The organism is Aeromicrobium sp. EU05-FHT14F07, from assembly GCF_058790455.1.
Map to the genome: position 1 here is coordinate 1 of NZ_JBYTCR010000008.1, position 17,911 is coordinate 17,911.

18 protein-coding genes and 1 pseudogene are annotated in these 17,911 nt (G+C 73.2%); 10 read left to right on the top strand and 9 right to left on the bottom strand.

Translation table 11 applies throughout. The annotated features are described in order from the left end of the window. Positions 1 to 80: 80 nt before the first annotated feature. Both AC3WRM_RS08970 and AC3WRM_RS08975 read right to left on the bottom strand, forming a co-directional pair. Positions 81 to 707, bottom strand: a pseudogene (locus tag AC3WRM_RS08970) (helix-turn-helix domain-containing protein); the annotation flags it as partial. Between the two features lie 99 nt (positions 708 to 806). Beyond that, entirely contained in the window at positions 807 to 1,706 is a 900-nt protein-coding gene (locus AC3WRM_RS08975; RefSeq protein ID WP_492248116.1) for an HhH-GPD family protein, read from the bottom strand. Positions 1,707 to 1,753: 47 nt separating this feature from the next. Here AC3WRM_RS08975 and AC3WRM_RS08980 point away from each other — a divergent pair, with 47 nt between their 5' ends. Beyond that, positions 1,754 to 2,524, top strand: coding sequence for a hypothetical protein (locus tag AC3WRM_RS08980; RefSeq protein WP_492248115.1), 771 nt, complete (start codon positions 1,754 to 1,756; stop codon positions 2,522 to 2,524). A 654-nt stretch (positions 2,525 to 3,178) separates the two neighbouring features. Here the strand turns inward: AC3WRM_RS08980 and disA are convergent. From disA to AC3WRM_RS09000, 4 genes are all read right to left on the bottom strand, one after another. Beyond that, entirely contained in the window at positions 3,179 to 4,246 is a 1,068-nt protein-coding gene (disA, locus tag AC3WRM_RS08985) for a DNA integrity scanning diadenylate cyclase DisA (protein WP_286689727.1), read from the bottom strand. 29 nt (positions 4,247 to 4,275) lie between these two features. Beyond that, positions 4,276 to 5,676, bottom strand: coding sequence for a DNA repair protein RadA (gene radA, locus AC3WRM_RS08990; protein ID WP_492248114.1), 1,401 nt, complete (start codon positions 5,674 to 5,676; stop codon positions 4,276 to 4,278). 78 nt (positions 5,677 to 5,754) lie between these two features. Beyond that, a complete protein-coding gene (locus AC3WRM_RS08995; protein ID WP_492248118.1) occupies positions 5,755 to 6,393 on the bottom strand; it encodes a VOC family protein in 639 nt (212 codons plus the stop codon). A 79-nt stretch (positions 6,394 to 6,472) separates the two neighbouring features. Further along, positions 6,473 to 7,231 (bottom strand): DUF3109 family protein, encoded by a 759-nt coding sequence (locus tag AC3WRM_RS09000; protein WP_492248113.1) that lies wholly within the window; start codon positions 7,229 to 7,231, stop codon positions 6,473 to 6,475. Between the two features lie 63 nt (positions 7,232 to 7,294). On the opposite strand from AC3WRM_RS09000, the gene AC3WRM_RS09005 reads away from it, so the two are divergent. The 3 genes from AC3WRM_RS09005 to AC3WRM_RS09015 all read left to right on the top strand — a co-directional run bounded on the left by AC3WRM_RS09005 (position 7,295) and on the right by AC3WRM_RS09015 (position 9,793). Continuing rightward, complete coding sequence (locus AC3WRM_RS09005) at positions 7,295 to 8,206, top strand: Ppx/GppA family phosphatase (protein ID WP_492248112.1); 912 nt, start codon at positions 7,295 to 7,297, stop codon at positions 8,204 to 8,206. 2 nt (positions 8,207 to 8,208) lie between these two features. Continuing rightward, positions 8,209 to 8,994: a sugar phosphate isomerase/epimerase family protein gene (locus AC3WRM_RS09010; RefSeq protein ID WP_492248111.1), complete on the top strand. Its 786-nt coding sequence runs from the start codon at positions 8,209 to 8,211 to the stop codon at positions 8,992 to 8,994. A 151-nt stretch (positions 8,995 to 9,145) separates the two neighbouring features. Further along, the gene (locus AC3WRM_RS09015; protein WP_492248110.1) at positions 9,146 to 9,793 is read left to right on the top strand and encodes a LysE family translocator; all 648 of its coding nucleotides are present in this window, start codon (positions 9,146 to 9,148) and stop codon (positions 9,791 to 9,793) included. A gap of 13 nt (positions 9,794 to 9,806) precedes the next feature. Here the strand turns inward: AC3WRM_RS09015 and AC3WRM_RS09020 are convergent, their stop codons facing one another. Continuing rightward, a complete protein-coding gene (locus AC3WRM_RS09020) occupies positions 9,807 to 10,760 on the bottom strand; it encodes a bile acid:sodium symporter family protein (RefSeq protein ID WP_492248109.1) in 954 nt (317 codons plus the stop codon). Between the two features lie 56 nt (positions 10,761 to 10,816). On the opposite strand from AC3WRM_RS09020, the gene proC reads away from it, so the two are divergent. The 6 genes from proC to AC3WRM_RS09050 all read left to right on the top strand — a co-directional run bounded on the left by proC (position 10,817) and on the right by AC3WRM_RS09050 (position 15,837). Next, positions 10,817 to 11,674 (top strand): pyrroline-5-carboxylate reductase, encoded by an 858-nt coding sequence (gene proC / locus AC3WRM_RS09025; RefSeq protein WP_492248108.1) that lies wholly within the window; start codon positions 10,817 to 10,819, stop codon positions 11,672 to 11,674. A 9-nt stretch (positions 11,675 to 11,683) separates the two neighbouring features. Further along, a complete protein-coding gene (locus AC3WRM_RS09030; protein WP_492248107.1) occupies positions 11,684 to 12,916 on the top strand; it encodes an acetoin utilization protein AcuC in 1,233 nt (410 codons plus the stop codon). Between the two features lie 196 nt (positions 12,917 to 13,112). Continuing rightward, complete coding sequence (locus AC3WRM_RS09035; RefSeq protein ID WP_492248106.1) at positions 13,113 to 13,298, top strand: helix-turn-helix domain-containing protein; 186 nt, start codon at positions 13,113 to 13,115, stop codon at positions 13,296 to 13,298. Positions 13,299 to 13,364: 66 nt separating this feature from the next. Further along, complete coding sequence (locus AC3WRM_RS09040) at positions 13,365 to 13,466, top strand: 30S ribosomal protein bS22 (RefSeq protein ID WP_012359487.1); 102 nt, start codon at positions 13,365 to 13,367, stop codon at positions 13,464 to 13,466. Between the two features lie 5 nt (positions 13,467 to 13,471). Continuing rightward, positions 13,472 to 14,461: an NAD-dependent epimerase/dehydratase family protein gene (locus AC3WRM_RS09045; RefSeq protein WP_492248105.1), complete on the top strand. Its 990-nt coding sequence runs from the start codon at positions 13,472 to 13,474 to the stop codon at positions 14,459 to 14,461. Continuing rightward, on the top strand, positions 14,458 to 15,837 hold the full coding sequence (locus tag AC3WRM_RS09050) for a lysophospholipid acyltransferase family protein (RefSeq protein WP_492248104.1): 1,380 nt from the start codon (positions 14,458 to 14,460) through the stop codon (positions 15,835 to 15,837). Before AC3WRM_RS09045 ends, AC3WRM_RS09050 begins: the two co-directional genes overlap by 4 nt. Positions 15,838 to 15,913: 76 nt before the next feature. On the opposite strand, the gene AC3WRM_RS09055 is transcribed toward AC3WRM_RS09050, so the two are convergent. Beyond that, complete coding sequence (locus AC3WRM_RS09055; RefSeq protein WP_492248103.1) at positions 15,914 to 17,020, bottom strand: DUF5667 domain-containing protein; 1,107 nt, start codon at positions 17,018 to 17,020, stop codon at positions 15,914 to 15,916. A gap of 100 nt (positions 17,021 to 17,120) precedes the next feature. Next, entirely contained in the window at positions 17,121 to 17,819 is a 699-nt protein-coding gene (locus AC3WRM_RS09060; RefSeq protein WP_492248102.1) for a sigma-70 family RNA polymerase sigma factor, read from the bottom strand. Positions 17,820 to 17,911 lie beyond the last annotated feature (92 nt).

Sequence of the window (17,911 nt, forward strand, 5' to 3'; positions counted from 1 at the left end):
GGTCAACTACGAGGACACAGCGGCCCCCGACCGGGAAGCCGCATAGAGAAGCCCTCCACGATTCGGGGGGAACCACACGCCGCGCAGGTCGCGCCCTTCTCATCGGGCAGGATCTCTGAATAGGCGAGGCGGGAGTGGTCATCGACGAGTGAGTGCACGTAGTCGTAGCCGATGCGGGTCTTGTTCACGCGTGAGCGATGGTTCTGGGTGCTCTGGCCCTGACCGCGCCAGCCGCCGCCGTCGGGGATGCGGCCGAGTTTCTTGACGTCCATGTGGACCAGCTGGCCCGGGCGCTCACGCTCGTAGCGCAGGGTCGTCTTCCTGGTGGCGCGCAGCAGCTCGCCGGTGATCGAGTCCAGGTCGCTCAGGTGCGGCATCTCGTGACGGGCCAGGACTCTGGAGACGGTGCGGGCTGGCACGTCCAGCTCCGCCGCGATCCAGTCCCGCCCGCGGCGCTCACGGGTCCGAAGCGCCACGATCGAGGCCTCGACGTGCGGGCTGGTGCGGCGGGGGCAGGAGCGAGGTCTGGAGGACCGATCGAGCAGACCACCCTCACCTTCGGCCTCGAACCGAGCAATCCACTTCGCCACGCAGCGACGTGAGATACCCATCGCTTTGGCGATGTGGGCTTGGGGCCAGCCAGCACGGTGCCGATCAATGATCAGCAGCCGGCCGTGGAATGTCGTCCGGGCGTTACGGTGGGACACGAGAGCCTCCTGGGCGGCGTGAATCTAGACAATCCACACCTCACCCCGGAGGCTCTCTCCACGTCAACGACCAGGCACCAACCTCATGGCCGGTTACAACTAGAGGGTGAAGGTCCCGTCGGGGTGGACCTGGGCCAGGCCTTCGTCGAGGAGGGCGTCGAGGCAGCGCTCGCGCTGCGCGACGTCGTCCCAGACCGCGTCGAGCGCAGCCTTGGGCACCGGGTCGGTCGCGTCGCGCAGCACCGCGAGGAGGCGGCCGCGGCACTGGCGGTCGGTGCCGGCCCACGCCTGGCCGCGGCGCGGGGGGCCGTCGTGGTCGGGGCGGCCGAGTGCGAGCCAGCGGCAGCGGTCGGCGACGGGGCAGACGTCGCAGCGGGGCGCCCGGGCGGTGCACACGAGGGCACCGAGCTCCATCGTCGCGGCCGCCCACCGATGCGCGTCGTCGGCCGGCAGCAGTGCCTGGGCCAGCCGACGCTCGGCGGCCGTGACCGACGCCGACGGGTACGCCTGGCCCAGCACGACCCGCGCGAGCACGCGTCTGACGTTCGTGTCCATGACCGCGTGCCGCTGGCCGAACGCGAACGACGCGACCGCGGCGGCCGTGTACTCGCCGACCCCGGGCAGCGCCAGCAGGGCCGCGTGGTCGTCGGGCACACGTCCGTCGTGCTCCGTCGTGATCGCGACGGCTGCCGCGTGCAGCCGGAGCGCCCGGCGGGGGTAGCCGAGCCGGCCCCACGCCCGCACTGCCTCGCTCGAGGGCTCCGCGGCGAGCTCGGAGGGCGTCGGCCACCGCTCCATCCAGGCCTCGAAGACGGGAAGCACCCGCACGACCGGCGTCTGCTGCAGCATCAGCTCCGACACGAGCACAGGCCACGGCTCGGGGAGAACGTCGGACGTCCCGCGCCAGGGCAGCTCACGGGCGTGGTCGTCGAACCAGCCGACGACCGCGTCGTGCAGTCCGGCGAGGTCGGCGGTGAGGGGAGCGGACGAGGTCGGCATGGCGCGTCGATCCTCGCACGAGCAGCCACGCGAACTACCCTCGGAGCGTGAGCACGCGACCGACCCGCCGTCCGTTGCCGCGGGCGATCTACTGGCGTCGCCGCTTCCTGCTCCTCGCGGTCGTCCTGCTCCTGGTCTGGCTCGTCGTGACGCTCTGGCCGGGCGGGTCGGACGACGCGGAGCCCGCCGCCGCACCCTCGCCGAGCCCGTCGGCGAGCGCGTCGGCCTCCGCGTCCCCGACACCCAGCCCGACCCCGTCGCGGTCGGCCCAGAGCGACGCGCAGGTGACGCTGACGGCCACCAGCACCGCCTGCACGCCGGAGTCGGTGCGCATGACGCCCACGGTCCCGGAGGACCAGTCGGCACGGCAGGCCGTGCGCGTCGAGCTGCTCATCTCCACCACCGCCAGGAAGGGCTGCACGCTCGACCCGGGCGACACCGACCTGATCGCGGTGATCAAGAGCGGCGACACCGCGGTGTGGGACTCCACCGTGTGCAAGACCGCCCTCCTCGACGAGCCGGTGGCGCTCAGCCCCGGCTGGGCGACGGCGGCGTCGGCGCGTTGGTCGGGTCGTGGCTCCGGCCCCGCCTGCTCGCCGCGGGAGGGCTGGGCGTCGCCCGGCACCTACACGCTGCGCATCGGGACGCTCGGCGGCGAACCGGGTGCGACGACCTTCACGCTCGTCCAGCCGAAGCCCAAGCCCCGCCCCAGTGCCTCCCCGACTCCCAGCGTCTCCCCGAGCGCGTCGGCGAGGCCGTCCGCCTCTCCGAAGCCCAGCGCCACCCCGACCCCGAGTGCGTCGCCGAGCCGGGACTGAGTCGGATCTCTGCTCGACCGGACCGCTGCGGCGGGCGCGGTGTCTGGTCTCCGAAAGGGCCTCGACCGGGCGGCTGGGCGGGAGCTGGGCTGGGTTCTCGGGCTGTGGGTTGCGCTCGGGGTGGACGCAAGATCCTGCGTTTGCGCGTGCCATCGGTGGATCTGCCACCTTCTGAGCGCTCTTCAGGTGGCAGACCCACCGCCGGCGGGGACGAGCGCGGAAGGATTCTTCCTTTCCGTGGGACGGTCCACGAGAAGGAAGAATCCTTCGTCCCCCCAACGCAAACGGCACCCACGATTCTGCGTTCACGCGAACCAGGTCGAACGCTTCTGCGTTCACGACGGGATCCCGTAGCAAACGCAGAGTCCTTGGCCATTCCGCACACGAACGCAGCATCTTGCGTCCCACAGCGCGAGCCACAGCCCGAGACCCGAAGCCGGCCCCCGCCCAGCCGCCCGGTCGAGGCCCTTTCGGAGACCACCCCGAGCGAAGGTCGAGGCAGCGCACCGGCGGGCCGAGACCCCCTACGGCAGCGCACTGGCGAGCCGAGACCCCCTGCGGCAGCGCGCCGGCAAGGTCACGACGACCGCAGCCAGCACAGCGGCGCGGCCCCGCTTCCCGCACTCCGAGCGCAGCAAGTCAGACGCGCAGCCGTCAGACGTAGCGCTCGAGGATGCTCGACTCCGCGAGTCGCGACAGGCCGTCGCGGACCCCGCGGGCGCGCAGGTCGCCGACGCCCTCGACGGTCTGCAGGTCGTCGATGCTGGCTGCCAGCAGCTTCTGCAGCGTGCCGAAGTGGTCGATGAGCCGGTCGATGACGGTCTGCGGCAGCCGGGGCACGCGGGCGAGCAGCCGGTAGCCGCGCGGTGCGAGCGGGTGGTCGAGGGAGTCGCCGGCGCCGATGCGCAGGGCCGTGGCCACGCTCGTCAGGTCGACGAGCTCGGTGGAGTCGATCTCGGCGAGGTCCTGCAGGACCGTGCTGACCGCCCGTCCCCGACGCCCGGACGGCATGTAGTCGCGGATGACGAGCTCGCGCTCGGCGTCGACCCCGCTGATCAGCTCCTCCAGCTGCAGCGCGAGCAGACGGCCGTCGGTACCGAGCTCGAGCACGTACTGGTCGATCTCGGCGGCGATCCGGCTGACCATCTCGAGGCGCTGCGCGACCGCGGCGACGTCGCGGACCGTGACGAGGTCCTCGATCTCGAGCGCCGACAACGCGTCGGACACCTCGTCGAGGCGGCTGCGGTACCGCTCGAGGGTGGCGATGGCCTGGTTGGCGCGTCCGATGATGGCGCCGGCGTCCTCGAGCACGTGGCGGGTGCCGTCGAGGTAGAGGGCGATGATGTGCATCGAGGCCGACACCGAGATGACCGGAAGACCGGTCTGTCGGGCGACGCGGTCGGCGGTGCGGTGCCGGGTGCCCGACTCGTCGGTGGGGATGGACGGGTCGGGCATGAGGTGCACGGCGGCCTGCAGGATCCGCTGCGCGCCGGAGTCGAGGATGATCGCGCCGTCCATCTTGGCCAGCTCACGCAGGCCGGTGGCGGTGAACGGGACGTCGAGCGCGAAGCCGCCCGTGCTGACGGCCTCGACGACCTTGTCCTGACCGAGCACGATGAGCGCGCCGGTGCGGCCGCGCAGGATGCGCTCGAGGCCCTCGCGCAGCGAGGTGCCGGGCGCGATCGCCGCGAGGACGGTGCGCAGGTCAGGTCGAGGTGCCACGGGCGACAGTGTAGGGGGAGGGTCCAGGTTCAGGGCTGCTCGACGCGTCCACGGGCGCTCGGCAGGGCCAGCACGGCGGCGACGACGTCACCGACCTGGGTGACGCGCAGCGACGGGGGCACGTCGTCGAGCCCCTCGGAGCGGGCCGGGACGATGGCGGCCGTGAACCCGAGCCGCGCGGCCTCGCGCAGCCGCTCGGCGGTGTGCCGCACGGGCCGCACCTCGCCGGCGAGCCCGACCTCGCCGAGGACCACGAGTCCGGCGGGCGCGACCCGGTCGGCCTGCGCGGAGGCTGCCGCGACCAGCACGGCGAGGTCGACGGACGGCTCGACGAGACGCGCGCCGCCGACGGACGCTGTGTAGACGTCGTGGCGCGAGAGGTTGACGCCGCAGTGGCGGGTGAGCACGGCGAGGATCATGGCCACGCGGGAGGAGTCGAGGCCGCTGGACGTGCGGCGCGGCGACGGGGCGTTGGTCTCGACGGCCAGCGCCTGCACCTCCGCGAGCAGCGGACGTCGGCCCTCCATGGTGACGGTGACGCAGGTGCCGGGGACCGGCTGCTCGTGACGGCTGACGAACAGGCCCGTCGGGTCGGGCACCTCGACCAGGCCGGAGTCGGCGAGGTCGAAGCAGCCGATCTCGTCGACGGGACCGAACCGGTTCTTCACGGCCCGCAGGAGTCGCAGTCGCGAGGCGCGGTCGCCCTCGAACTGCAGGACGACGTCGACGAGGTGCTCCAGGACGCGCGGCCCGGCGACGGCGCCGTCCTTCGTGACGTGGCCGACGAGCAGGGTCGCGATGCCCTCGCTCTTCGCCCGCTGGATGACCGCCGACGCGACCTCGCGCACCTGCGTGACGCCACCCGGCACACCGTCGACGTCGGCCGAGCCGATGGTCTGCACGGAGTCGACCACCAGCAGGCTGGGCCGCACCTGCTCGACGTGGGTGAGCAGTGCGCCGAGGTCGGTCTCCGCGGCGAGGTAGAGCTCGTCGTGGACCGCGCCGGTGCGTTCGGCACGGAGCCGCACCTGGCCCGCCGACTCCTCGCCGGAGACGTAGAGGGTGCGCCGACCCTGCCGCGCCCACCGGGCGGCGAGCTCGAGCAGCAGCGTCGACTTGCCGACGCCGGGCTCGCCGGCCAGGAGCAGCACACCGCCGGGCGTGACCCCGCCGCCGAGGACGCGGTCGAGCTCGCCGATGCCCGAGGAGACGGCCCGCGACGACTCGACCTCGACCTGCGTGATGGGTCGCGCCGGGGTGACGGTGGCGGCAGGCGCGGTGCGCCCGGCCCGGGCCGACGGTGACGCGACGTCGACCGTGCCCCACGCCTGGCACTCACCGCAGCGGCCGACCCACTTGCTGGTGGTCCAGCCGCACTCGGCGCAGGCGTACACGGGCTTGGCGGCCTTGGGCGCCTTCGCGGTGGGCATGGGGTCAGCCTAGGTGCGCGGTCCGACACCGACCCCGCTCCTTCCCCAGGGGTGCTGCCGAGGGGGAGGTGCGCAGGCTCAGATGCGGACGACGCCGCCGGGGGTCTCGAAGGAGACGCTCATGATGCCGGGCAGGCCGTGCGGCGCGACCCACTCGACCGCGATCTCCTCGAGGGCGGTCACGGCGGGCTCGCCGAGCCAGTCCGACAGCCGGTGGGGCGAGCCGGCCATCTCGACGGCGGTCAGTGCGATCTCCGACGGCGCCATCTGCGACGGGTGCTCCTCCGGCGGCACGTCCCAGCAGGTCACGTAGGGCAGCTGCGGGTCGGCCTTCATCCCGCTCGTGCCGATCTGGCGCCACTCCAGGTTGAAGCCGTCGGGGCGACGCCGGTTGCCGGGCACCGCGTGCCGGCCGATCCGACGCTCCACCTCGGTCATGTCGTCGACCGACACGCACCAGGCCATCCAGCCGCCGCCGGCCTCCGAGCGCTGGCGGACGACCTGCCCGAACGCGGCCTTGTCGGCGGCGGGGTGGTCGAGGACCTCCACGACCTCCACGTACTGGCGGTTGCGGAGCGGCAGCACCATGTTGCGGGTGCCGAAGCGCGGGTGGGCGCCGCCGTCGAGGAACGTCGCGCCGAGAGCCGCGGAGAGCTCGGCCACGGTGGCGTCGAGGCCGGCGGGGCCGGCGGCGTACGAGAGGTGGTCGAGGTGCATGGGCCATTCTTGCCAGACGGCCCACGTCTCCCGACGACCGGGGTCCACCAGGGCGAGGTGCGAGGTCGTCATCGCCGGCTCACCTCGCCGCCGCCGCGGTCGCGGGGTGGACGTTCGGGGCGCCGGACGCGAGGTGGTCCTCGCACTGGCGCTGGAGCTCGGCGTAGCCGGCCTCGCCCATCAGGGCGACGAGCTCGGCCCGGTTGCTGACGTACACCGGCTCCTCGCCCACGTGGGCCTCGGTGTTCGAGGAGCAGTACCAGTCGAGGTCGTGGCCCCCCGGCCCCCAGCCCGCGCGGACGTACTCGCCGATCTGCACCTCCGAGTAGCTGGTGCCGTCGCCGCGCTCCACGTCGCGGAACTGGCGGCGCAGCGGCAGCTGCCAGCACACGTCTGGCTTGAGGGTCAGCGGCTCGACGCCCTCCTCGAGGGCGAGGCCGTGCAGCGCGCACCCGTACCCGCCCGCGAACCCCCGGGGGTTGTGGAACACGCAGGCGCCGTCGAGGGCCCGCGTCTTGCGGTCGCCGTCGTCGTCGACGTCGGTCCAGGCGCCCTGCAGGGCGTGCGGACCGTCGGGGTGGCGGTACCAGCGCTCGGGCGTCAGGCGCCCGACGGCGTCGGCCACCCGCGTCTCGTCGTCGGCGTCGGCGAAGTGCGCGCCGAGGGTGCAGCAGCCAGCGTCCGGGCTGCTCGCGTAGATGCCCGCGCAGCCGGCACCGAAGATGCACGTCCAGCGCGACGTCAACCACGTCAGGTCGCAGCGGAACACCTCGTCGACGTCGTCCGGGTTCGCGAACTCCACCCACGTCCGCGGGAGTCCCAGGTCGACCTCAGGCATGCCTCCACTGTACGAACCGCCGGGGGAGCTCGGCCCGACGGGCGGCGTGGGAGGATGGGGGACATGCGCATGGGCGTCCTCGACATCGGGTCGAACACCGGGCACCTGCTCATCGTCGACGCGTACCGCGGCGGACCCCCGCTGCCGGCCTACTCCTTCAAGGAGCCGCTGCGTCTGGCGGAGCAGCTCGGTGACGACAACTGCGTCACCGACGACGGCGTCGCCCGTCTCGTCAAGTACGTGGGAGAGGCGAAGGCCGAGGCGCTGGAGCGCGGCTGCTCCAGCATCGTCGCCTTCGCGACGTCCGCGGTGCGCGACGCCGACAACGCCGACGCCGTCCTGGCCGCCGTCCACACGGCCACCGGCGTCGACCTGCGCGTGCTGCCGGGCGAGGACGAGGCGCGGCTGACGTTCCTCGCGGTGCGCCGCTGGTTCGGCTGGTCCGCCGGCCGGCTCGGGGTCTTCGACATCGGCGGCGGCTCCCTCGAGCTCGCGGTCGGCCCCGACGAGGAGCCTGAGGTCGCCCGGTCGGTGCCCCTCGGTGCCGGACGGCTCACCCGCGACTGGCTCGACGCCGGCCGCACGCACGAGGAGCTGCGGCTGCACGCGCGGTCCGTCATCGCCGACGTCGCCGGACCGCTGCTGCGCGGCGGCGGGTTCGACCGCGCCGTCGCCACCAGCAAGACGTTCCGGTCGCTCGCGCGGATGTGCGGCGCGGCGCCGTCGAACGAGGGCCAGTACGTGCGTCGCGTGCTGCGCCGCTCCGACCTGCGGCCCCTCATCTCCGAGGTCGTGCACCTCGACGTCGAGGAGATCGCCCAGCTGCCGGGCGTCTCGCACGACCGGGCCCACCAGATGGTCGCCGGGGCCGTCGTCGCGGAGGCGGCGATGGACCTGTTCGGCGTCGAGGAGCTCGAGATCTGCCCGTGGGCGCTGCGCGAGGGCGTGCTCCTCGAGCACCTGGCGCACCTCTGAGCATGGCCGCCCCCCTGCGCGTCTCCCTCTCGACGTCCTCGGTGTACCCGGGCACGACGGCGAGCGGCTTCGAGGCCGCGTCGCGGCTCGGGTACGACGGCGTCGAGGTCATGGTCGGCATCGACGAGGTCAGCACCGACGCCGAGGCGTGCCGCGCGCTGTCGCAGTTCCACGAGGTTCCGGTCGTCTCGGTGCACGCGCCGACGCTGCTCCTCACGCAGCGCGTGTGGGGCACCGACCCCTGGGGCAAGCTGCAGCGCAGCGCCGAGATGGCGCACACCGTCGGGGCGTCGGTCGTCGTCGTGCACCCGCCGTTCCGGTGGCAGCGCGAGTACGCGAAGGGCTTCGTCGAGGGCATCGCGGAGCTCGAGGACGAGCACGGGCTCGTGTTCGCGGTGGAGAACATGTACCCGTGGCGCACGGGCAAGCGGGAGTTCCACGCCTACCTGCCCGACTGGAACCCCGTGGGCGAGGACTACGCCCACGTGACGCTCGACCTGTCCCACAGCGCCACCGCCGCGGACGACCCGGTCGCGATGGCGCGGGAGCTGGGGGAGCGGCTCGCGCACGTGCACCTGGCCGACAGCACGGGCTCGCCGAAGGACGAGCACCTGGTCCCCGGTCGGGGCACGCAGCCGTGCGCGGAGTTCCTGCGCGAGGTGGCGGCGTCGTCGTTCGCCGGCGAGGTCGTGGTCGAGGTCAGCACGCGACGGGCCGCCGACCTGCAGGAGCGCGAGGCCGACCTGCTCGAGGCGCTCGCCTTCGCCCGGGAGCACGCCGCCCGCTGACCCCCGTGTCCCACTCCCACGCACCACGGCGCGCCACCAGCCCCGCTGAGTGTGACGTTTCGGGGGTGGAGAGGCCGCTGGCGGCCCGCAAACGTCACGCTCAGCGGAAAAGGAGGTGGGGGGTGGGCTGCCGGTCGGGCAGGATGCGGGCATGATCACCGTCGACCAGCTGCTCGCGTTCGGGCTCGCCGCCCTCGTGCTCATCGCGATCCCGGGGCCGAGCGTCGTGTTCGTGATCGGCCGCGCGCTCGCCTACGGCCGTTCCGTCGCCCTGATGACCGTGCTCGGGAACTCGCTCGGGCTGCTCGTCATCGTGGGACTCGTGACGGTCGGGCTGTCAGCGCTGCTCGAGCGCTCCGTGCTCGCGTTCACCGTGCTCAAGCTCGCCGGCGCGGCCTACCTCGTCTGGCTCGGCGTGCAGGCCGTGCGGCACCGCAGGGACCTGTCGATGTCGGACGTCGACGGTGCCGCACCTCGGACGCCCCTGCCGCTGCGGACCGCACTGCGCCAGGGGATCGTGGTGGGGCTCACCAACCCGAAGGCCTTCATGATCTTCGCCGCCGTGCTGCCCCAGTTCGTCGACCGCGGTGCCGGGCACGTCCCCGTCCAGATGCTGCTGCTCGGGCTCGTCGCCTTCACGATCGCGCTGCTCGGCGACGGCCTCTGGGCCGTGGTCGCCGGGAGCCTGCGCTCCTGGTTCGCCCGCTCGCCCCGCCGGGGTGAGGCGGTCGGCGCACTGGGCGGCGCGTCGATGGTCGGGCTCGGCGTCGCCCTCGCCGTGACCGGTCACCGACGGTAGACACCGCCTCGACCTACGACGCCGGGGCCGACCTCCCGAGCCGTCCGGACAGCACCGAGCCCACCACGAGCTGCATCTGGTGGTAGATCATCAGCGGCAGCACGACGAACGCCACGACGTCGCTCGGGAAGAGCACGGTGGCCATCGGCAGTCCGCTCGCCAGGCTCTTGTTGCTCCCGCAGAATAGCAGCGCCACCCGGTCGCCGCGGTCGAACCCGACCAGCCGGCCCCACGCGGTGCACCAGGCGAGCCCCAGTGCGAGGAGCGTGGCCGCCAGCGCGGCCACGACCGCGAAGTCGTGCAGGGGGACGGCCGACCAGATGCCGGCCTCGGTGCCCTCGCTGAACGCGACGTAGACGATCAGCAGGATCGTCGAGCGGTCGAAGCGCTTCAGGCCGGTGTCGTGGCGCTCGACCCACGCCCCCACCACGGGACGCAGCAGCTGCCCGAGCGCGAAGGGGGCCAGGAGCTGCAGCACGATGCGCAGCACCGAGCCCGCGTCGACCCGTGCCTCGCCGCCCATCAGGAGCGCGACGAGCAGCGGCGTCATCAGCACGCCCAGCAGGTTCGACGTCGATGCGCTGACCACCGCCGCCGCGACGTTGCCGCGCGCGAGCCGCGTGTAGACCACGCAGCCCTGCACGGTCGACGGCACGAGCGTCAGCAGCAGCAGACCGGCGGCCAGCTGCGGTGCGAGCCAGGAGTCCGGGAGCAGCCGCGTGCCCAGGCCGAGCACCGGGAACACCACGAACGTGACGCTGAGGATGCTCAGCTGCAGCCGCCAGTGCCTCAGGTTGCGCACCGTCTCGGCGGTCGAGAGCCGCGCGCCGTACAGGAAGAAGAGCAGTCCGATGCCGACGGTCGAGACCGTGCGCACCACCTCGAACGTCGTCCCGGTGGCCGGCAGGAAGGAGCCGAGAGCCGCGGCGCCGAGGAGGAGCACGAGGAACGGGTCGATGCGGCGCACGGCCCGACGGTACGCCCGCGCCCGCCCGAGACCGCCGAGCGCCCTAGGGTGGCGCCATGAGCGGCGCGACGACGGACCACCAGCCCGACGGCCCCCACGCCGGTGGCACCGACCCGGACCGCATCGCCATCCTGGGCGGCGGTGTGATGGGCGAGACGCTCCTGTCGGCGTTCGTCGCGTCGGGTCGGCGCCCGGGCGACCTCGTGGTGAGCGAGAAGCTCGAGGAGCGGGCCGCCGACCTGCGCACCCGCTACGGGGTGCAGACCACCGACCCGGCCACGGCCGTCCAGCGCGCCGCCGTCGTGCTCGTGGTCGTCAAGCCGCAGGACGTCGCGGCGCTCGTGCAGGAGATCGCCCCGTACGTCGACCCCTCGGCCACGGTGCTGTCGCTCGCGGCTGGCGTGCGCATCGCCGCCTACGAGGACGTGCTGGCGGACGGCGTCGCCGTGGCCCGCGCGATGCCCAACACACCCGCGGTGGTGGGGGAGGGCATGTTCGGCGTCTCGCCCGGTCGCGCGTGCGACGAGGACCGCCTCGCCGCGGTCGTGGCGCTCCTGGAGACGGGCGGTCGCGTGGCGGTCGTGCCGGAGGAGCAGCAGGACGCGGTCACCGCCGTCTCCGGCTCGGGTCCGGCCTACGTGTTCTACCTGGCCGAGGCGATGATCGACGCCGGCGTCGACGCGGGCCTCGACCGCGACACCGCGCGGGCGCTCACCGAGCAGACCCTCCGGGGCGCCGCGGCGCTGCTCACCGACTCCGACGACGAGCCCGCGGAGCTGCGCCGCCGGGTCACCTCGCCGAACGGCACGACGCACGCCGCGATCACCACCTTCGACGAGCACGGGGTCGACGAGGGACTGCGTGCAGGCGTGCGGGCGGCGGCGCGACGCTCGGCCGAGCTGTCGGGGTCGTAGGCTTCGACCATGCCGGACCGCGCCCCGCACGGACCCGCCGACGAGGCGGAGCAGAACCCTGGCCAGGCCACAGGGGGGCCCTGCCTCGTCTTCGACGACCGTCTCACCGGCTACGACTTCGGTGCCGCGCACCCGATGGCGCCGGTGCGCGTCGACCTGACGATGGTGCTGGCGGGCGAGCTCGGCGTGCTCGACCACCTCGAGGTCGTCGGTGCCGAGCCCGCCACCGACGAGGAGCTGTGCACCGTGCACACGCCGGTCTACGTCGAGAAGGTGCGCAAGCTGTCGGTGCACCCCACGCACGCCGACCCGAGCGTCGGCCTGGGCACCGAGGACAACCCGGTCTTCGGCGGCATGCACGACGCCAGCGCTCTGATCGCCGGCGCCACCCTCGAGGCGGTCCGGCGGGTCTGGACGGGCCGGAACACGCACGCCGTGAACGTCTCCGGCGGCCTGCACCACGCCATGCCCGGCTCGGCCAGCGGGTTCTGCATCTACAACGACCTCGGCGTCGGCATCGCGTGGCTGCTGGCCCAGGGGGCGCAGAAGGTCGTCTACCTCGACGTCGACGCGCACCACGGCGACGGGGTGCAGGCGATGTTCTACGACGACCCGCGCGTGCTGACCATCTCGATCCACGAGGGTCCGCAGTCGCTGTTCCCGGGCACCGGCTGGTCGACGGAGACCGGTGCGGAAGGCGCGGAGGGCACGGCGGTCAACGTCCCGCTGCCGCCCGGCACGTCCGACGCCGGCTGGCTGCGCGCCTTCCACGCCGTCGTGCCCGACGTGATCCGCGAGTTCGGCCCCGAGATCATCATCAGCCAGCACGGCTGCGACTCCCACATGGACGACCCGCTCACCAACCTCATGCTCAGCGTCGACGGCCAGCGGGCCTCCTACCTCGCGATCCGCGACCTCGCGCGCGAGGTGTGCGGCGGCCGGTGGGTGGCCACCGGCGGCGGCGGGTACGCCGTGACCGAGGTGGTGCCGCGGGCGTGGACGCACCTGCTGGGCATCGTCGCCGACCACGACGTCGACCCCGAGGCCGCGACCTCGCAGGGCTGGCGCGACCACGTCGAGCGGCTGCGCGGCGTGCGCGCCCCACAGCGGATGACGGACGGCCGGTCGGCCTCGTTCCGTGCGTGGGAGATGGGCTACGACCCGGCCAGCTGGCTCGACCGCAACATCCTCGCCGCGCGCACCGACACGTTCCCGCTGCTCGGTCTCGACCCGCACCTCTGAGCGTCGGGTGCACCGGCACCCTGCGCGGCCGGGTCCTGGACCCGGGCCGGACGTCCTGATCACACGGGTCTCGTGGAACTCGTTCCGTCTCGGCTATCCCTGGAGCCCCAGGAGGCACTACGCTGCGGAGCACGAGCCGCGCCGACTCCCGGAGGGGAAGCCGGGGGTGCGCGGTGCCCTGGAAGAGGTGAGGACCATGACTGCAGGAACGACCTTCCTGACCGTCGCGGAGGTTGCTGCGCAGATGCGCGTCTCCAAGATGACCGTGTACCGGCTCGTCCACAACGGCGAGCTGGAGGCCCTGCGCGTGGGCCGGAGCTTCCGCGTGCCCGAGAAGGCGGTGCGCGACTACCTCCAGAAGTCGTTCTACGAGGCCGGCTGAGTCGGTCCGGCCACCGTCGCGTAGGCTGGTCCTCCGCCAGTACCGCACCGAGTAGAGGTTTGTTTCGTGGGTTCAGTCATCAAGAAGCGTCGTAAGCGGATGTCGAAGAAGAAGCACCGCAAGATGCTCAAGCGCACCCGCGTCCAGCGCCGCAAGCTCGGCAAGTAGGCCCCATGGGGCGGGTCGTCCTCGTCACGGGGGTCTCCGGGACCCTCGCGTCGCGCGTCTCGCGACACCTGGCCGAGCTCGGCGCGTCCGCCGGCATCGACCGGGTGGTCGGGATCGACCTGCGTCCCCCCGTCGGTGACCTCGGCGGGGTCAAGTTCGTCCGTGCCGACATCCGGACCCCGGTGGTAGCCAAGGTCATCGCCGTCGAGGACGTCGACACCGTCGTCCACCTCGACCTCGCCCCCGCGAGCCACCGCTTCGGCGGCGGTGGCGGCGTCAAGGAGCGCAACGTCATCGGGACGATGCAGCTGCTCGCCGCCTGCCAGCGCTCCGCGACCGTCGCAAAGCTGGTCGTCGGGTCGTCGGCGGCCGTCTACGGCTCCTCGTCCCGCGACCCCGCCCTCTTCCGCGAGTCCGACTCCGCCCGCGGCGGCGTCCGCACCGGGTTCCCGAAGGACGTCGTCGAGGCCGAGTCCTATGTGCGCGGGTTCAGCCGACGGCGACCCGACATCCTCATCACGACCCTGCGCGCCGCGCAGACCCTGCACCCGCAGATCGAGAGCCCGTTGCACAGCTACCTGCGCAACCCGCTGCTCCCGTCGGTGCTCGGGTTCGACCCGCGGCTGCAGTTCCTGTCGCTGCACGACGCCCTGAACATCATCGCCGAGGCGGTGACCAAGGACCGTCCGGGCACGTTCAACGCGGCCGGTCCGGGGGTGCTGCTGCTGTCGCAGATCGCTCGACGCCTCGGCAAGCCGACCGTCCCCCTGCCGGCCATCGGCTTCGGTGCCGCCGCCGCGCGGGTCGTGCGCAGCATGGGCGGGGAGATCTCGCCCGACCTGCACCGTCTGCTCATGCACGGCCGGGCCGTCGACATCGCGGCCCTGCGCGACATCTTCGGGTACGAGCCGACGGCCACGACCGAGGAGGTGTTCGAGGAGTTCCGTGCCGCGCAGCGCCCCGGGGTCCTCGCACGTCTGGGAGGTCACGGATGAACGACGAACGTCGCACCATCGGCACCGACGGCGCCGCCGGCCGGGGCACACGCGGTGGCTCGCCGTCGTCCGGCGCGCGGTCCCTCGCCGGCGGCAAGGCGACGCCGCGCAAGCCCGTCCGGAAGGCTGCCGCGTCGTCCACGTCCGAGGGCAGTGCCAAGGCCCCCCGCAAGACCGCCGCGCCGGGCTCGGCGGGTGCCGCGAAGCCCGGCACCGGCCCATCCGCGACGTCCGGGTCGACCCCGCCGGCACGCGAGAAGCCCCGGAAGTCCGCGTCGAGGACCGGAGCGGGCCGGGCCAAGGCCCCGACGTCGGCCGGGAGCGGCTCGACGTCGCGTCCCCGACGTCCGTCGGCGGCCGCGGGAGCCGATGCCGCACCGCACCTGCGCGCGGTCACCGAGGAGGACGCCGCCGCTGCTGCCGCGGCTGCGGCCGAGGAGGCGGCGCGCGAGACGCGCACCGCGTCGGGTCGCGCCACCCTGCCCGGGCTGCCCGTCGAGGAGGTGCTCGTGGCCGTCGTCCAGGCGGCGCAGCGGATCCTCGGCAGCGACTGGGAGCACCGGCTGGCCGTGGCGGTCGCGGCGCTGCGCAAGCGCCTGTCGGGCGACTTCGAGGTCGACGAGTTCGGCTTCGACCCCCAGCTCGCCGAGGTCCTGACGGCGGCGTTCGAGCCGATCGCGGAGAAGTGGTTCCGGCTCGAGGTCCGCGGCGCGGAGAACATCCCGAGCGAGGGCGGCGCGCTGCTCGTCGCCAACCACTCCGGCACGGTGCCGGTGGACGGGCTGATGACCGGCTACGCGGTCAAGCGTCACGGCGGGCGCGACCTGCGTCCGTTGGGTGCCGACCTCGTGTTCGCCCTGCCGTTCGTCGGCCAGGTCGCCCGGCGTGCGGGCGCGACGCTCGCGTGCACGCAGGACGCGGAACGTCTGCTGGCCTCCGGCGAGATCGCCGGCGTCTGGCCCGAGGGCTTCAAGGGCATCGGCAAGCCCTTCGCGGAGCGGTACAAGCTGCAGCGGTTCGGCCGCGGCGGCTTCGTATCGTCGGCGCTGCGGGCGCAGGTGCCGATCGTGCCCGTCTCGATCGTCGGCGCCGAGGAGATCTACCCGCTGGTCGGCAACGTGCCGTCGCTGGCGCGTCTGCTGGGACTGCCCTACCTGCCCATCACGCCGTTCTTCCCGTTGCTCGGCCCGCTCGGCATGATCCCGCTGCCGAGCAAGTGGATCATCGAGTTCGGCGAGCCGATCCGCACCGACGCCTACGAGCCCGACGCGGCCGACGACCCGATGCTGCTGTTCAACGTCACCGACCAGGTGCGCGAGACGATCCAGCAGACCCTCTACCAGCTGCTCGTCGAGCGGGGCAACGCGTTCTTCTGAGCCGCGCGGTGCGGTCGGGCGTCGTCACGACACCGGTGTGCCGCGGTGGGGCTCGGCGCGGTCGGCTCCCGCCGGACTACTTCCTGGGTCCGAGCAGACCGCCGAGCAGGCCGGGCACGAGGCCCTCCTGGTCGTCGTCGCCCAGGAGGCCGCCCAGCAGCGGGTCGGTGACGGTGCCCAGGCCCTTGCTCTGCGTGGTCGGGGTGGGCGTCGGTGCGGGCAGCGTGGGCACCTGCACGAGCGGAGGCGTGGTGGACGGGGTGGTCGCGGACGGCGCCGTCGACGTGCCCGCGCTGGAGGGCGAGGGGGCGGCGGTGGAGCGGCCGGCCGAGGCCGCACGCGTCGACCCGTCGCCGGAGGCGGCCGGTGCGAGCACCGAGCGGACCACGTCGACGAGCGAGCCGAGGTCGGCGCTGCCGCAGCTGGCGCAGAGCCGGCCGGCCTGCCCGGCGAGGTCGGTCACCGCGGCGGCGGCGGCGGAGAACGACTCCGTCGCGTCGGCGGGGACGTCGGCCGCCATCGTCGTCAGGTCGACCGCGGAGGCGGCGGCGAAGTCGTTGACGGTCTCGATCGAGGCCGTGGAGCCGTCGGTGTCGTAGGCGTCGAACAGCGAGGCCGAGCCCTGCTCCGCCTGCGTGCTGAACTCGTCGAGCAGGTCGGGGACCTGGTGGCGTGCGGCGGGGGAGCCGTCGGCGATGACGGCACGCACCTCGCGCAGGCGCTCGGCCGCGAGCTCAAGACGCTGCGTGCCGCGTGCCTCGTCGGAGCGGTGCAGCGCGAGCTCGACGTCCTCCACCGTCCGCTTGACGGGGTAGAGCACGTCGCCCGGAAGGGCGGAGGCGCTGCTGGCCACCAGGCCGACGACGCCGAGGGACGAGACCGCTGCGACCGCGGCGGTGGCGAGCCTGCGACGTGCACGCGACGGTGCGGCGGCCGGGGCAGCGTCGCCCGCGGCAGCCGTGCGGCGCGAGGCACCCGGGGCGGGGACGAGGACCGTCCGGCCCTCGGCGATCAGCCGCTCGCGCAGCGCCGAGGTGAACTCGGGGCGGGGCGCGGCGCTGGCCGACGTGCGCAGGGTCTGCGCGGTGCGGACGAGCTCGGCGACCTGACCCGTGCCGTGCGCACCCGACTCCCACGCCTCGTGGAAGGCCTGGGCGTCGTCGCGGCCCGGTCGGCGGATCATCGCGTCGTCCTGTCTGTGGTCGTGGTGGTACGAGGTCCAACGACCAAGAAGACGTGCGAGTTACGGGAACGTGACGCGGTGGTCGCGAGGATGTGCGAACTCATCGCGCGTCCTGGGGCATCTTCTTCGCGAGGTTGCGCACCGCGCGCAGCTGGAGCTGCTTGATCGCACCCTCGGTGCGTCCGAGCGCGGCAGCGGTCTGGGCGATGCTCAGACCCTGGATGAAGCGCATGAGCACGCACTCGCGCTGCTCCGTCGGCAGCTCGGCCACGGCGGCGAACAGCATCTCGTTGGAGAGCAGCGCCATGACGTCGTCCTCGGTGCTCGGAGCGCTCTGCGGGCCCTCTGGCACGTCGTCGGAGACGATCTCCAGCCGCGCGCGACCGGACTTGAAGTGGTCGACGACCAGGTTGCGGGCGATCGTCGTGAGCCACGCGCCGAAGTCCTTGCCCTGCCAGCTGAACCGCTGGATGGCACGCAGTCCGCGCACGAACGTCTCGCTCGTGAGGTCCTCGGCGAGCGTCTGGGAGCCGACGCGGTAGTAGATGAACCGGTAGATGCCGGTGACGTAGTGGTCGTAGAGCTGGCCGAACGCGTCGACGTCGCCCTCGCGGGCGAGGTCGACGAGGGCACGCAGCCGCAGGGCCTCGGGGTCGCCGTCGGGATCGACGGGTCCGCTGGAGAACGCCGAGTGCGTCGCGGGCGCGGGCTCGGCCAGCGCCATGGCCAGGCGCAGGTCGTCAGGCGTCTGCAGGGCGAGCCGCAGCGCGGCGCGCAGTGCTCCCGTCCAACCCTCCATGATCCCTCCCGAAGATCTGCACGATCTTAAGCACTCGGCTCTGTTCCTGTCAGGAGTTCTCAGGTATCGACCTGGTGAACCTGACGACGGTG

Bases quoted from the DNA above. Each gene is read 5' to 3' on its own strand.
- AC3WRM_RS09045 (WP_492248105.1), top strand. From the start codon at position 13,472: ATGGGGCGGGTCGTCCTCGTCACGGGGGTCTCCGGGACCCTCGCGTCG.
- proC (WP_492248108.1), top strand. From the start codon at position 10,817: ATGAGCGGCGCGACGACGGACCACCAGCCCGACGGCCCCCACGCCGGT.
- AC3WRM_RS09030 (WP_492248107.1), top strand. From the start codon at position 11,684: ATGCCGGACCGCGCCCCGCACGGACCCGCCGACGAGGCGGAGCAGAAC.
- AC3WRM_RS09060 (WP_492248102.1), bottom strand. From the start codon at position 17,819: ATGGAGGGTTGGACGGGAGCACTGCGCGCCGCGCTGCGGCTCGCCCTG.
- AC3WRM_RS09035 (WP_492248106.1), top strand. From the start codon at position 13,113: ATGACTGCAGGAACGACCTTCCTGACCGTCGCGGAGGTTGCTGCGCAG.
- AC3WRM_RS09050 (WP_492248104.1), top strand. From the start codon at position 14,458: ATGAACGACGAACGTCGCACCATCGGCACCGACGGCGCCGCCGGCCGG.
- AC3WRM_RS09005 (WP_492248112.1), top strand. From the start codon at position 7,295: ATGCGCATGGGCGTCCTCGACATCGGGTCGAACACCGGGCACCTGCTC.
- AC3WRM_RS08975 (WP_492248116.1), bottom strand. From the start codon at position 1,706: ATGCCGACCTCGTCCGCTCCCCTCACCGCCGACCTCGCCGGACTGCAC.
- AC3WRM_RS09055 (WP_492248103.1), bottom strand. From the start codon at position 17,020: ATGATCCGCCGACCGGGCCGCGACGACGCCCAGGCCTTCCACGAGGCG.
- AC3WRM_RS09015 (WP_492248110.1), top strand. From the start codon at position 9,146: ATGATCACCGTCGACCAGCTGCTCGCGTTCGGGCTCGCCGCCCTCGTG.
- AC3WRM_RS08995 (WP_492248118.1), bottom strand. From the start codon at position 6,393: ATGCACCTCGACCACCTCTCGTACGCCGCCGGCCCCGCCGGCCTCGAC.
- AC3WRM_RS09000 (WP_492248113.1), bottom strand. From the start codon at position 7,231: ATGCCTGAGGTCGACCTGGGACTCCCGCGGACGTGGGTGGAGTTCGCG.
- radA (WP_492248114.1), bottom strand. From the start codon at position 5,676: ATGCCCACCGCGAAGGCGCCCAAGGCCGCCAAGCCCGTGTACGCCTGC.
- AC3WRM_RS09010 (WP_492248111.1), top strand. From the start codon at position 8,209: ATGGCCGCCCCCCTGCGCGTCTCCCTCTCGACGTCCTCGGTGTACCCG.